This window comes from Pedobacter suwonensis, assembly GCF_044762335.1.
Lineage (GTDB): Bacteria > Bacteroidota > Bacteroidia > Sphingobacteriales > Sphingobacteriaceae > Pedobacter.
This window is the reverse complement of sequence record NZ_JBIWEB010000004.1, coordinates 171,942-184,811: the sequence shown is the minus strand read 5'-3', so window position 1 is coordinate 184,811 and position 12,870 is coordinate 171,942. Positions and strand designations below refer to the sequence as shown.

At 40.6% G+C, this 12,870-nt stretch carries 9 protein-coding genes; 2 read left to right on the top strand and 7 right to left on the bottom strand.

Translation table 11 applies throughout. From position 1 onward, the window contains the following. Window positions 1-2: 2 nt before the first annotated feature. The 3 genes from ACIQXP_RS08530 to ACIQXP_RS08520 all read right to left on the bottom strand — a co-directional run bounded on the left by ACIQXP_RS08530 (window position 3) and on the right by ACIQXP_RS08520 (window position 3,551). A complete protein-coding gene (locus tag ACIQXP_RS08530; protein WP_090986169.1) occupies window positions 3-1,160 on the bottom strand; it encodes a Gfo/Idh/MocA family protein in 1,158 nt (385 codons plus the stop codon). Between the two features lie 84 nt (window positions 1,161-1,244). Then, complete coding sequence (locus ACIQXP_RS08525) at window positions 1,245-2,945, bottom strand: GMC oxidoreductase (protein ID WP_293744297.1); 1,701 nt, start codon at window positions 2,943-2,945, stop codon at window positions 1,245-1,247. 18 nt (window positions 2,946-2,963) lie between these two features. Beyond that, entirely contained in the window at window positions 2,964-3,551 is a 588-nt protein-coding gene (locus ACIQXP_RS08520; RefSeq protein WP_293744298.1) for a gluconate 2-dehydrogenase subunit 3 family protein, read from the bottom strand. Window positions 3,552-4,045: 494 nt separating this feature from the next. Here ACIQXP_RS08520 and ACIQXP_RS08515 point away from each other — a divergent pair, with 494 nt between their 5' ends. Together ACIQXP_RS08515 and ACIQXP_RS08510 are read left to right on the top strand one after the other, a co-directional pair. Continuing rightward, window positions 4,046-4,990: an NAD-dependent epimerase/dehydratase family protein gene (locus ACIQXP_RS08515; RefSeq protein ID WP_293744299.1), complete on the top strand. Its 945-nt coding sequence runs from the start codon at window positions 4,046-4,048 to the stop codon at window positions 4,988-4,990. Window positions 4,991-5,056: 66 nt separating this feature from the next. Then, on the top strand, window positions 5,057-5,785 hold the full coding sequence (locus ACIQXP_RS08510; protein WP_090986162.1) for a YebC/PmpR family DNA-binding transcriptional regulator: 729 nt from the start codon (window positions 5,057-5,059) through the stop codon (window positions 5,783-5,785). A gap of 510 nt (window positions 5,786-6,295) precedes the next feature. On the opposite strand, the gene ACIQXP_RS08505 is transcribed toward ACIQXP_RS08510, so the two are convergent. The 4 genes from ACIQXP_RS08505 to ACIQXP_RS08490 all read right to left on the bottom strand — a co-directional run bounded on the left by ACIQXP_RS08505 (window position 6,296) and on the right by ACIQXP_RS08490 (window position 12,869). Further along, window positions 6,296-7,075: a carboxylesterase family protein gene (locus tag ACIQXP_RS08505; RefSeq protein ID WP_387505214.1), complete on the bottom strand. Its 780-nt coding sequence runs from the start codon at window positions 7,073-7,075 to the stop codon at window positions 6,296-6,298. A 196-nt stretch (window positions 7,076-7,271) separates the two neighbouring features. Next, window positions 7,272-9,569: a beta-glucosidase BglX gene (bglX, locus tag ACIQXP_RS08500; protein WP_387505213.1), complete on the bottom strand. Its 2,298-nt coding sequence runs from the start codon at window positions 9,567-9,569 to the stop codon at window positions 7,272-7,274. Between the two features lie 171 nt (window positions 9,570-9,740). After that, the gene (locus tag ACIQXP_RS08495; RefSeq protein WP_387505212.1) at window positions 9,741-11,480 is read right to left on the bottom strand and encodes a discoidin domain-containing protein; all 1,740 of its coding nucleotides are present in this window, start codon (window positions 11,478-11,480) and stop codon (window positions 9,741-9,743) included. A 15-nt stretch (window positions 11,481-11,495) separates the two neighbouring features. Beyond that, entirely contained in the window at window positions 11,496-12,869 is a 1,374-nt protein-coding gene (locus ACIQXP_RS08490; RefSeq protein WP_293744303.1) for a glucoamylase family protein, read from the bottom strand. Window position 12,870 lies beyond the last annotated feature (1 nt).

Here is a 12,870-nt window from a genome sequence, read left to right as displayed (position 1 = left end):
TGTTATATTTTATAGTCGAACCATTTTTGGTCTGATTGGCCAGAAGCCACTACATTTTCAATAAATGCCATTCCTCTGATTCCATCTGAGGTTCCGGGGAAATCAAGCATTTCTGCCGTAGGTTGTTCATTGTTTAATTTTGCATCTACAGTAAGTGCAAAGTTTTTATAGATATTGGCAAAAGCCTCTAAATAACCTTCAGGGTGGCCGCCCGGTGTACGGGTATTGTGTTTTGCAAAACTATCCATATAGCCGTTACCTGTTCTGTAGATCTGGGCTGGTGCGTCTAACCATCTTACAATCATGGTATTGGGTTCCATCTGGTGCCATTCTAAGCCACCTTTTTCGCCATAAACCCTGATTTTCAATGCGTTTTCTTCGCCGGCAGCAATTTGTGAGGCCACCAGTACGCCATTGGCGCCATTATCGAATTTTAAGAGTACGTTACCGTCATCATCAATGGCTCTGCCGGGTACTACAATATTTAAATCGGCACAAATTTTAGTGATTTTTAATCCCGAAATATATTCGGCAAGGTGTGCTGCATGTGTACCAATGTCGCCCATACAACCACTTTTACCAGTTTTAGAAGGGTCGGTACGCCAGGCTGCCTGCGCATTGCCTTCGCGTTCAGAAAGTGTGCTTAACCAGCCTTGCGGATATTCTACTACAATTTTACGGATAGCACCTAATTTGCCTTCGCTTACCATTTGTTTGGCTTGCTTAACCATCGGATATCCCGAGTAGGTGTGGGTTAAACAAAGGGTTAATCCCGTTTCTTCCACTTTAGCATGAAGTTCTTTTGCTTCCTCTAAAGTTAACGTCATTGGTTTCTCAATCACAACGTTAAATCCTTTGTCCAATGCCATCATTGCTGGGGCAAAGTGGGCAAAGTTTGGGGTAACAATGGTTACAAAATCTATTCTTTCATCTGCTGGCAACTCACTTTCTTTGGTCAGCATTTCTTCATAGTTGTTGTAAATCCTGTTATCGGGAAGAAAAAGCATTTTTCCAGATTCGTATCCAACTTCAGGATTTACACTTAGCGCTCCGGCAGATAATTCGATCAGGCCATCCATGTTAGCGGCCAAACGGTGTACGGCACCGATAAAGGCGTCTTTTCCACCGCCTATCATGCCCATTCTTAATTTTCTTTTCATGTTTGAATTATGGGGTATAGGGCTAAAGGTTTAGGGCATAGGGTTTTTAACCTTACACCTTAAACCTTCTACCTTAAACCCTTTCTAGATATTCTTTTTCTTTAGTTCTTTTACTGCATAATCAGCAGCACGCGCAGTTAGCGCCATAAATGTTAACGAAGGATTTTGGCAAGCGATTGACGGCATGCACGATCCATCGGTTACAAAAACATTGTTCACTTCGTGCATCTGGTTCCATTTGTTGAGTACTGAAGTTTTTGGATCGTTACCCATTCTGGCAGTACCCATTTCGTGGATCGCCATGCCCGGATAGCAGCCATTATCATATGTTCTGATATTTTTTATGCCTGCTCTTTCTAACATTTCAGCAGCGTCATTCATCATATCCACACGCATTTTTTTCTCGTTCTCTTTGTATTCGCAATCAATTGCCAACACAGGCTGACCCCATTTATCTTTTTTGGTTTTATCAATGTAAACCTTGTTTTCGTAGTAAGGCAACATTTCCCCGAAACCGCCCAATCCCATGGTCCACTTTCCAGGAGTGGTCATTTTTTGTTTCAGATCTGCCCCAAATGATAACTCGGCAACATCATTTTGCCAGTTGCTTCTGCTTGCGCCACCCTGATAGCCGAAACCGCGTAGGTAATCACGTTTATCGTTACCAATGTTTTGATATCTTGGTACATAAATACCATTTGCACGGCGGCCGTAGGTGTATTTATCATCAAAGCCTTCAGCCTCTCCGGATGCACCGCAACGGAAATGGTGATCCATTAGGTTATGACCCAACTGGCCACTGCCATTGCCCAATCCGTTTGGATGTGCATCTGATGTTGAATTTAATAGAATAAATGTAGAAGCTAATGTAGAACCGTTTACAAAAACGATTTTTGCATAAAACTCCATCGTTTTATTGGTTTCTGCATCGATAACCATTACGCCTTTAGCCTTCTTTGTATCTTTATCATATATGATATGATTTACGATCGAGTATGGCCGCAAAGTTAAACGTTTGGTTGCCATTGCCGCAGGCAGGGTTGAAGACTGCGTACTAAAGTAGGCGCCAAACGGACAACCGCGGCTGCACAGGTTTCTGTATTGGCAATTGCCACGGCCTTTGTGTGGAACGGTGAGGTTAGCCACACGGCCAATCATCATAATCCGTTCTCTTTTATAATGTTCTTCTATCCGCGCTTTTACCGATTTTTCTACAATGTTTAAATCCATCGGAGGCAGGAACTGCCCGTCCGGGCAAGTTGGCCAGTTTTCGTTAGAGCCACTGATACCCGCAAAACGTTCTGCATAATCGTACCAAGGAGAAAGTTCTGCATAGCGGATCGGCCAGTCGTTTCCATGACCATCTTTTGCATTATCTTCAAAATTGTGGTCGCTTAAACGGTAACTTTGGCGGCCCCACATCAATGATTTACCTCCTACATGGAAACCACGGTACCAATCGAAACGTTTATCTTCGGTATACGGGCATTCTAAATCGTTTACCCACCATTTTTCGTTTGCTTCCTGGTATGGATAATCCCTTTTTTGTACCGGGTGGGTACGTTTTTGCTCTTCGGTAAGCCTGCCTGCATGTTTAAAATCCCATGGATTTTTCATCGCATTTTCGTAACCGGTAATGTGCTCAATGTTCATTCCTCTTTCGAGCATCAGTACACGTAGACCTTTCTCGGTAAGTTCTTTTGCAGCCCAGCCGCCACTAATCCCCGATCCTATAACAATAGCATCGTAAGTATTTTCTGCTTTTAAATTCGTATTTAAATTCATGATGTTTTGTAGTTGTTGTTAGGAGGTAGCCCAGGATCTTTGGCCAGGTTTTAAAGGCGCGTTGCCATCATAGCGGCCCGGAATAAGGACATATTCCCTTGCTTTGGTACAACCAATTTCTGAAGAATAGTAACCGAGCAGGGTTAAATCTCTTGCTGTGATGAAAAAATAAGCTAAATCTTTATTGTCTTCTGATTTGCTTTCTTTCTGAGCAAGTGCGATAGCTCTCAAATCGATCATTAGCTTTGTGCGGTCGGCAGGTGTTAACGCAAGATAACTTTTGCCAAAATCTTTCATCGATTTTGCCTGAAGATCTTTAAAGCCTTTTGCAAAGGAAGTTTGCATACTGGCAGGGTAACAATCTTTCATCATCATCGGAATAAACTTACCTAATCCCGCTGCTTTGGCCCCTGCAGATGATTTGGTTGTAGGAACGATAATATCAGCAAATTCAGCAAAAATCTTTTCGTCTTCCAGTGAATAGTTTACAAAGTTTTTTTCATTTTCGGGGAGCGTAAAACTTTCAAATAACACGCCCATTGTACTTGCCGAGATTGCTCCACCCAGCAAAAATGCAACGTTTTTGAGTGCTTCTCTTCTGTGCATCGTATTTATGATTTTATATTTTGGTTACTTATGTGTTGAGTTAGTAATATTAGCAAAAATATAGCGTAAAGAATGAATTATTTAAATTAAATTAACAGTATGAAATATGATTGTTACTGAGTAGAATTATTCTAAATAGAGTTTAATTTGTGGCTCAGCGACGTTTTAAAAGGTGTTTTTATTTAAATTTTACTTGGTGTAAAAAATACATTTAGTATATATAAATTGGTTTTTGATCTATAAATCAAAAAATGAAGATTTTTCAGGCAAAAATCAGGTATAACGTGGCTTTTAATTTAGCGGTTTTATAAATCACAATTGATTAAAGTTCATCAGACTGAGTTGGTAGTTTTTGGTTAGCATTTTTTCTTGATCTGATCCTTTATCCGGTCAATAAACTTCCCGGTTTATATATTAAAGGTTTAAACGTCATCTTAAAATATTTTATTGCCTTTTATCTCATTTTTTTACCTTTGCTCAATCTCAAAAAAAATATGCAGGAAAAAATTGTTGTTTTAGGTTCTAACGGTCAAATTGGTACCGAGTTAGTAACGACGTTACGTAAAATATATGGTGATGATCACGTTGTGGCGTGCGATATACGCAGGCCGGATTATGATATCAAAAACTCTGCACCTTTCGAATTTGTGAATGTACTTGATAAAGAAATGATCAATGGCATTTTCCATAAATACAGACCCACACAAGTTTACCTCCTGGCGGCATTATTATCGGCAACCGGTGAGCAAAACCCAAAACTAGCCTGGGATTTAAATATGAACGGTTTGTTAAATGTGTTAGATTTAGCCCTAGAATATAAAACGGCAAAAGTATATTGGCCAAGTTCTATCGCTGTATTCGGACCAAATTCGCCAAAAGATCGTACTTCACAATATTGCATCATGGATCCAAATACGGTTTACGGAATCAGTAAACTGGCAGGTGAGCGCTGGTGTGAATATTATAACCAAAAATATGGATTGGATGTTCGTAGCATCCGTTATCCGGGACTCATTAGCTGGAAAGCTGCTCCGGGAGGGGGAACGACGGATTATGCGATCCACATTTTTCATGACGCATTAAAAAAAGGCAGTTATCAAAGTTTTTTAAATGCAGAAACAGAGCTGCCTATGATGTACATGGATGATGCGATCCGCGGAACAATTGAGCTAATGGATGCTCCTGCAGACCAGATTTCAGTGCGTAGCAGCTATAATTTTGCAGGGGTAAGTTTTACACCTGAAGTTTTGGCCGCTGAAATCAGAAAACATATTCCGGATTTTACGCTGACTTACAGCGATAACGATCCCCGTCAAAAAATTGCAAACAGCTGGCCACGTTCTATTGACGATAGTTATGCAGCAAAAGACTGGGGATGGAAACCAGCATTCGATTTATCGAAACTTACAATTGATATGTTAAATAATTTAAAAAAATAAGATATAGGTAGAAGGTTGAAGGCGTAAGGCCTCACCTCGCACATCTCATATCTCAATACTAAAATAATGGGAAGAGCATTCGAATTTAGAAAAGAGAGAAAATTTAAGCGTTGGGCCAAAATGGCGGTTCAGTTTACGCGTATTGGTAAAGATATTGTAATGGCGGTAAAGGAATCAGGACCTCATCCGGAAACCAACTCCCGCTTACGTACAGCGATACAAAATGCCAAAGCGGTAAATATGCCAAAAGATAGGGTAGAGGCCGCAATTAAACGTGCTTCTGATAAATCGATGGCTAACTATGAGGAAATTGTATACGAAGGGTATGCACCACATGGTGTAGCCGTTTTAATTGAAACAGCTACTGACAATACCAACCGTACGGTCGCAAACGTACGTAGTTATTTTAATAAAACAAACGGTACCCTGGGGAAAACCGGATCGCTTGATTTTGTTTTTAACCGTAAATCTATTTTCCGTTTTGTACCTGTAGAAGGTTTGGATCTGGAAGAATTAGAGTTCGAATTAATTGATGCTGGTTTGGAAGAGCTCTATGTGGAGGCCGACGAGGAAGGAAACGATATCGTGGTGGCGCAGGGTGCTTTCGAAAACTTTGGTTCTTTGCAGAAAGCGCTGGAAGAGAAAGGTATTGAGTTGAAAAGTTCAAAATTAGAGCGCATTGCTTTATCTCACCATGAGGTGACTGAAGAGCAGGCTGCTGATGTATTGAAACTAATCGATAAGTTGGAAGAAGATGATGATGTGCAGGCAGTTTACCACAATATGGCAGAGTAATAGGAATTGATATTTTACAAGAGCCTGAAGATTTTTTCTTCAGGCTTTTTTATAATTTCTATTTTTTGAAGAGCAAAACCTGTGCATTTCGGTTACAGCAGTCCCGCCATCATTTCAAGTCCTAGGCCTCGTTCCTCAGCCTCCGGGCTTTACATTTTGTCGGGTCTAGGTTACTTAGGTTAGCCCGGGTTAGTTAAACCTGACAGGAGCGGGCAGGAGCATCAATTTTTTCAATTGGGGCGAGTAAAGTGGATGGCAGGGCTATCGAAACCGATCACTTACCGAACCCTGCTTTCCAATTCTTTTACCTGAAAAGTGATTCTACCTGCGACTTTTAAATTTAGACGTCCTGCAGAACTTCTGGTCGGTTGGACGGGTGTATCAGCATCTAGCCAAATAAAAAAAACGAAATAAATTACCTTCGGTGCGCTCGTTTAAGGCTCGGTTTAGTCCGCAAGCTTTATGTTGCGCTACAGGTAAGGGTTACTTGCAGGGTTTTCGATTAACTTATTATTTCTTATGCGAAAACAACCAGCTCAATAACTCTGGTTCGGCAAATGCATTATCCCAGCTGTTGTGGTTTGCGTTAGGGTACAGCGTGAATTTAACCTCTCCACCAATACTTTTTAGCCGTTCGGCAATGGCCATAGATAATGCCGGATCTACAATATCATCTTTAGCACCATGAAAAATCCAAAGCGGTATTTTTCTATACTTTTTAATATTATTGGTATTGTCGCCACCACAGATAGCAATGGCTGCCGCAAATTTACGCCTCTCTCTCCTCAACAATTCATAGGTACCCATAGCGCCCATTGATAGGCCGCCAACATAAACCTGATCTTTGTTTACATAGGGTTTTTTAAGATAATCTTTGATCATTCCCTGTAAGGCATGCATTATTTTGGTTGGTTTACCTCCTTCTACAAAACTGAACGTTCTTTTGCCATTGGCATTTTTCTCAATATTAACGTTAGCCCAATAATCGTTTTGCGGACATTGGGGGAAAACGATTATTGCAGGGAAATTTTTCCTTATATCATTTCTTAAAAATAATTTTCCACCATGTACCAGTTGACTGGTGTTATCACTGCCCCTTTCTCCGCTTCCGTGTAAAAAGAAAACGATCGGGTATTTCTGGTCGGGATTAAAATTCTCCGGAAATAAAACCCTGTAGTAAATAGAATCCTTTCCTTTAATAAAACTTCCCCTGTCATATTTTTTTAAGTCCTGAGCATTTAAAAAGAGTACAGGAAAAAGAATGCAAATTGTTAGAATAATCTTTTTCATCTGTTTGTTTACTAATTGTACTTGATTACGTCTGGTTTTCGAGCGTGTAAGTTGATTGGTTTATATTAGAAACGAAGTGATCATAGGGCTTAATTAATAGCTGTGCTTTTTGAGATACTGATCGTTCAGTCAGCAAAAATAAAAAACCCTGGCTACTTTACAATAGCTCAGGGTTGATAACCGAACCTAATTTTCTTTATTTCAATGTAAAAGATGCTTCTTTTACATCGCGGGAATTTGTACCGATGAATACCTTGAAATCGCCAGGTTCTGCAGCGAATTTTAAATCAGAATTGTAAAATTTAAGGTCGTTTTCGGAAATATTGAATGTAACCGTTTTGCTTTCTCCAGCTTTTAAATTTATCTTTTGGAAGCCTTTTAACTCTTTAACCGGACGGGTAATGCTTCCAACAAGGTCCTGAATGTACAATTGAACAACTTCTTTACCGTCATATTTACCGGTGTTGCTTAAAGTAACCGATGCTGTGATCGATTTTCCTTTGCTTAAGGTATTGGCACTCAGTTTAACATCGCTATAATTAAATGTTGTATAGCTTAAACCAAAACCAAAAGGATACAATGGATCATTACTTACATCTAAATAGTTGGACCGGAATTTTTCGAACCATTTACCTTCAGCCAATGGGCGGCCGGTATTTTTATGGGCATAATACAACGGCACCTGACCTACATTTTGAGGAAAAGTTGCGCTCAGTTTGCCTGAGGGATTAACATCCCCGAAGAGGACATCGGCAATTGCATTTCCTGCCTCACTACCCGGAAACCAAACATTTAAAATTGCCGGTATATTTTGCTGTTCCCAATTTAATGCCAACGGACGACCTGTAAACAGGACCAATACCACAGGTTTACCAGTTTTAGCCAAAGCTTTTAAAAGGTTTTTCTGTGTTTCAGGAATCTGGATATCGGTTACACTGCTGCTTTCGCCTGTAAATTCAGAACCTTCTCCAATAGTGGCTACAATAACATCCGATTTTTTTGCCACTTCTAAAGCTTCTTTAATCATTTCAGCTTCGGTACGTGGATCACGTTTGTATGTTGGGTTGTGGATGTTTACATAACGCTGCTCCATAGCAGAATCTGCCAGGAAGTTTGCACCGCGTGCAGTTAATATTTTTGCTTTATCACCCAATACATTTTTTAAACCTTGTAGTACCGTTACCGACTTGTCAAAAAGTGCGGCAACACTCCAGGTACCATACATATTAGCGGTATTATCTGCCAAAGGACCGATTAAACCAATGGTACCTGATTTTTTTAAGGGAAGTAGATTATTGTTATTTTTCAACAGCACGAAACTTTCTGTTGCAACTTCGCGTGCCACCTGACGGTTAGCCGGGCTAAAAACCTCTTTTTCTGCTCTTTCTGTATTGCAAAATTTATAAGGATCTGTAAACAGCCCCAGTTTGTATTTGGCCTGAAGCACTAAGCGGCAGGCACGGTTTATTTGTGCGATGTCTACTTTTTTCTCCGCCAATGATTTTTTTAAAGTGCCTAAAAAGCCTTCACCTACCATGTCCATGTCAATGCCGGCATTCAGCGCCAGGGCGGAAACAGTTTGCAGATCGCCCATACCATGTGCAATCATTTCAGGAATTCCGGTATAATCGGTAACCACAAAACCTTTAAAACCCCATTGATTTCTCAAAACATCTGTCATTAGCCATTTGCTTCCCGTAGCAGGGATACCATCCACTTCGTTAAAGGAAGCCATAATGCTTGCTGCACCGGCAGCAACAGCAGCTTTATAGGGTGGGAAATATTCGTTGTACATCCGCACTTTGCTCATATCAGTTGTGTTATAGTCTCTGCCTGCTTCAGCAGCACCATAAAGCGCATAATGTTTTACACAGGCTAAAATCTCGTTATTGGCCCGGAGTTTTCCCTGATAACCTTTCACCATAGCGGCGGCAATTTGCGAACCTAAATAAGGGTCTTCCCCACTTCCTTCAGAGATGCGTCCCCAGCGTGGATCCCTGGAGATATCGACCATAGGGGAGAAGGTCCAGTTAATTCCACTTGCGCTGGCTTCTATAGCAGCTACACGGGCCGATTTTTGTACGGTTGCCATATCCCAAATACAGCTAACACCTAAAGGAATCGGGAAAACGGTGTTGTACCCATGGATCACATCCATTCCGAATAGCAATGGAATTTTCATACGGCTGCTTTCTACCGCTATTTTTTGCACCGCTTTAATCTTATCTACACCTTTAATGTTGAATAACCCCCCAACTTGTCCGGCTTTAATTTTTTTTGAGATGTCGCTACTGTTAGCTTGTCCTGTAGTAATATCACCCGAACTTGGCAAATTTAACTGACCTATTTTTTCATCAACGGTCATTTTCGCCATGAGGTTGCTGATGAAGGTATTCATCTTTGCTTCTTCTGCCGAAACAGTTTTTTTGGTCTGTGCCGATCCGTTCAGCACAAAAAGGGTTAAAAAAACAACCAGGATATTCGCTCTCTTCATTATATATGTGTTTTATTATTCTTTATTGATCAAATTTTTGCCGGCACTCGTTAAAATCGATGCCTGAATAAATTGACGATTCTATTGTTTTACTTTTAATCGTTCAAAACGATTGGCTTTGTCCGCGCTCGTTAGAAACGGGCGCGAGCTGTTTATTTGCGAACATTTATTTTAATCAACTTTTTTTACTTCGGTTTTTACCGAAACGCCATTTTCATTGATGGCTTCCATAGCAAAATAATATGCTTTCTTACTGTCCATTGCCTTAAACCAGTATTCGTTAAAATCGTGGATCATGATGCAGTTGTACAGTTTATCCGGGGCAGTACCATAGTAAAGGTTATAGGCAAAGGCATTATCAACAGGTTCCCATTTGATATAGGCACTACGTTTATCTTTTTCTGTTCTTAAAACGATCAGGTTTTTTACATGAGTGGGTTTTTCTCCATTCCCATTGCCGAAAATGCGTAAGCCACTAATGGCAAATTTCCCGGTAGGCATATGGATGTTTACCATTTTGATAAACCTGGTTTTAACCGGTTTTGGCAATTCGATATAATCATGCGGAACATCTGTTTTGTTTTGGCTTTTATCAACCAAAGTCGTCCATTTCTTGCCGTCAACTGATGAAAGGATTTTATATTGATGATAAATTCCGATCTGTTTTCCTAAAAACTCGGCATCCTGATCAGCATAATTAATTTGTATGGCATTAACGGTTGCAAGGCTCCCTAAATCAGTCTGGATCCATTCGCCGTTATCAGCTGTTTTGGCACTCCAATACGTTTTAATATTTTCATCAACCGCATTATTGGCATTAAAGCCGCCAAGGGTAGAAGATACAGTTACCGGTTTTTTATAGTTAATGAGCATCCATCCTGGACCGGCAGGTCCACTTTCTTTCCTTTCGGCAGGTAAATAAAGCGGATAATCACCAAATGCGGTATTGGTCCACATTACATCGTCCTGATCAAAACCAGTTGGCCAGATGCCCATGCGGCGTTCCCATGTGTTTTTTACGCAGATAATGCTGGTAGAAATGTGCCAGTAATTTTTGTTGTTATCCTGAAAAGTTGCGCCATGACCTGCACCGCGTGAAAATCCCCCACCTTTATAACTTAACGGATCAGATTGCGGTGTGGTAGGCGTATCATAAAACAGCGGTTTGGTACCTACAACCACACCGTCTGAATAGCCACTAAATTCGGTTCCCGGTGCGCCATATTGGAAATAATATTTACCATTATGTTTGGTCATCCAGGCACCTTCGGCGAAGGGATCAAGAAAGGTGTTGTCCATATACTCCCCAAAACGCTGCCAGCCATAGCGCCAGCTTTCGAGTAAATACATTGGTGTACGGGTGCCTTTGGGTTTAAAAGTTTTGCGGTCAAGCTCTACACCATACATTGGGTAATTATTGCTGCTGCCGTTGTACATGTAAAATTTACCATCATCATCGGTAAAGAAGGCTGGATCCCAACCGCCAATTTCCAAGGAGTCAACCAAAGGAAACCATTTGTTGCCTTTAGGGTCTGTACTGCCCCAAAGAGTGAAGTTTTTGGTGTAAGTGCTGCCAAAAACCACCATGGTATCGCCAACAATGCCCACGCCGGGTGCACAGAGTTCATCTTTGGTTTTGTTCCATGGTCTTAAGAATTTTCTTTCGTGGAATTTCCAGTTCAGCATATCGGCACTATGCCAATAACCCCATTGGTTGGTACTAAACAGGTAAAAATCGCCCTTATAGTTTACAATAACCGGATCGGCTGTAGCCCTGTGCTTGCCCCATTCGGTAAAAGACTCGAAGGGGGTGTAGCCGTAATCTACATTGATGGGATTACAGTAGGTTTTTTGCTGGGCCCTTGATGTAATAGTTAAGCTGATTAATATGATGAATAGGATATTCTTCATTTGATGTAATGATTATCAATTTTTCTTCAATGCCGGGCTTTCAAATCCCAATTTAATTAAGCCTTTCTGTACGTCTGGATTGCTCATAAACAGTTTCCAAAGTAATCCCGACCGGTAATTTTCAATCATTACCACCATCGGTCCCTGATCAATACCCAAATATCTTTTAGGATACCAATTATCGGTCTCTGAAAAGGCATCGTAGAAACCGTATTTTCCCCAAACTTTGTCGCCCAGATCTTCATAGAGGTGCCTGATCACTTTCATTGATTCTTTTGGGGTATAGGGGATAGAGGATATAGCTGCGGTAGGAGAGATTACGCCAAAATCTTCCTGCAAACTATGAGCAGCATATCCTTTTACAGAATAACTGGCCGTTAAACCCCAGCTATTTTGGCCATAGCCTTTAAATTTCTTTGGATTAGTTACGCAATAATCATGTATGGCTAATGTTTGATTGACATTGTTTTGCCAATAATCGGCATAGCGGTCTTTTAACCCTTTTGGATTTAAACCTAAATAGGAATAGTGCGCCCAGAATAACGGACCCACAGAATTTTTTGCACCTTGATAATCTAACGGGATGTGATGCCCGTATAGATCAAAATTTGCCTTGATTGCTCCATTTCTTGCCCAGCCTTCATGGTAAACTTCGGCTGGTATACTATGGGTAGGGGAAGAGGCTCCCAATACGTACATAATTAAACATTCGTTATAGCCTTTAACAGGAAAATTCATTTCCCACTGGTATTTTGGCGACCAATGCCAATACAATACATTCTGGCTACCATTGCGGTACCAGTTAAAATCAATGCCTTTCCAAAGTTCGTTAGCTTTTTCAGCTAAAGCTTTTTCGGCATCTGATCCGTTTTTATAATATTCTTTAATGCAAATTAAAGCCTGGGCAACAAATGATGTTTCTACAAGATCGCCCCCGTTGTCTTTTTGTCCGAATGGACGTACTTTACCGGTTTCACCATAAATCCAGTGTGGCCAGGCACCATGAAAGCGATCTGCTTTTGATAGGAAATCCAATATTTTATTTAACCGGTCTAAACCTTCTTTTTTAGACACATAATTTCTGTCAATCCCGCTTAAAATAGCCATCAAGCCAAAACCGGTAGCACCGGTTGCAACGGTGTTCTTGTCATTTTCGGGATAAACATTATCTACATGATAACGTTCGCGACCGGCACCAGATGTCGGTTCTGCACCATCCCAAAAATACTGGAAAGTCTGTTTTTGAACGAGGTCCAATAATTCGACGTCGGAAAGGTTTTTTTTGATTTTTAGGTCTGGATTGTAAGTCTGTTTCTCACGCTGTGCACATGAAGATAATGTGAAAAAGGTAAATGATACAAAGAGTAAGTTTCGGAATATAAATTTCATT

What these genes read in the sequence shown, in the direction of transcription:
- ACIQXP_RS08530 (WP_090986169.1), bottom strand. Translation starts at nt 1,160, where the DNA reads ATGAAAAGAAAATTAAGAATGGGCATGATAGGCGGTGGAAAAGACGCC.
- ACIQXP_RS08525 (WP_293744297.1), bottom strand. Translation starts at nt 2,945, where the DNA reads ATGAATTTAAATACGAATTTAAAAGCAGAAAATACTTACGATGCTATT.
- ACIQXP_RS08520 (WP_293744298.1), bottom strand. Translation starts at nt 3,551, where the DNA reads ATGCACAGAAGAGAAGCACTCAAAAACGTTGCATTTTTGCTGGGTGGA.
- ACIQXP_RS08515 (WP_293744299.1), top strand. Translation starts at nt 4,046, where the DNA reads ATGCAGGAAAAAATTGTTGTTTTAGGTTCTAACGGTCAAATTGGTACC.
- ACIQXP_RS08510 (WP_090986162.1), top strand. Translation starts at nt 5,057, where the DNA reads ATGGGAAGAGCATTCGAATTTAGAAAAGAGAGAAAATTTAAGCGTTGG.
- ACIQXP_RS08505 (WP_387505214.1), bottom strand. Translation starts at nt 7,075, where the DNA reads ATGAAAAAGATTATTCTAACAATTTGCATTCTTTTTCCTGTACTCTTT.
- bglX (WP_387505213.1), bottom strand. Translation starts at nt 9,569, where the DNA reads ATGAAGAGAGCGAATATCCTGGTTGTTTTTTTAACCCTTTTTGTGCTG.
- ACIQXP_RS08495 (WP_387505212.1), bottom strand. Translation starts at nt 11,480, where the DNA reads ATGAAGAATATCCTATTCATCATATTAATCAGCTTAACTATTACATCA.
- ACIQXP_RS08490 (WP_293744303.1), bottom strand. Translation starts at nt 12,869, where the DNA reads ATGAAATTTATATTCCGAAACTTACTCTTTGTATCATTTACCTTTTTC.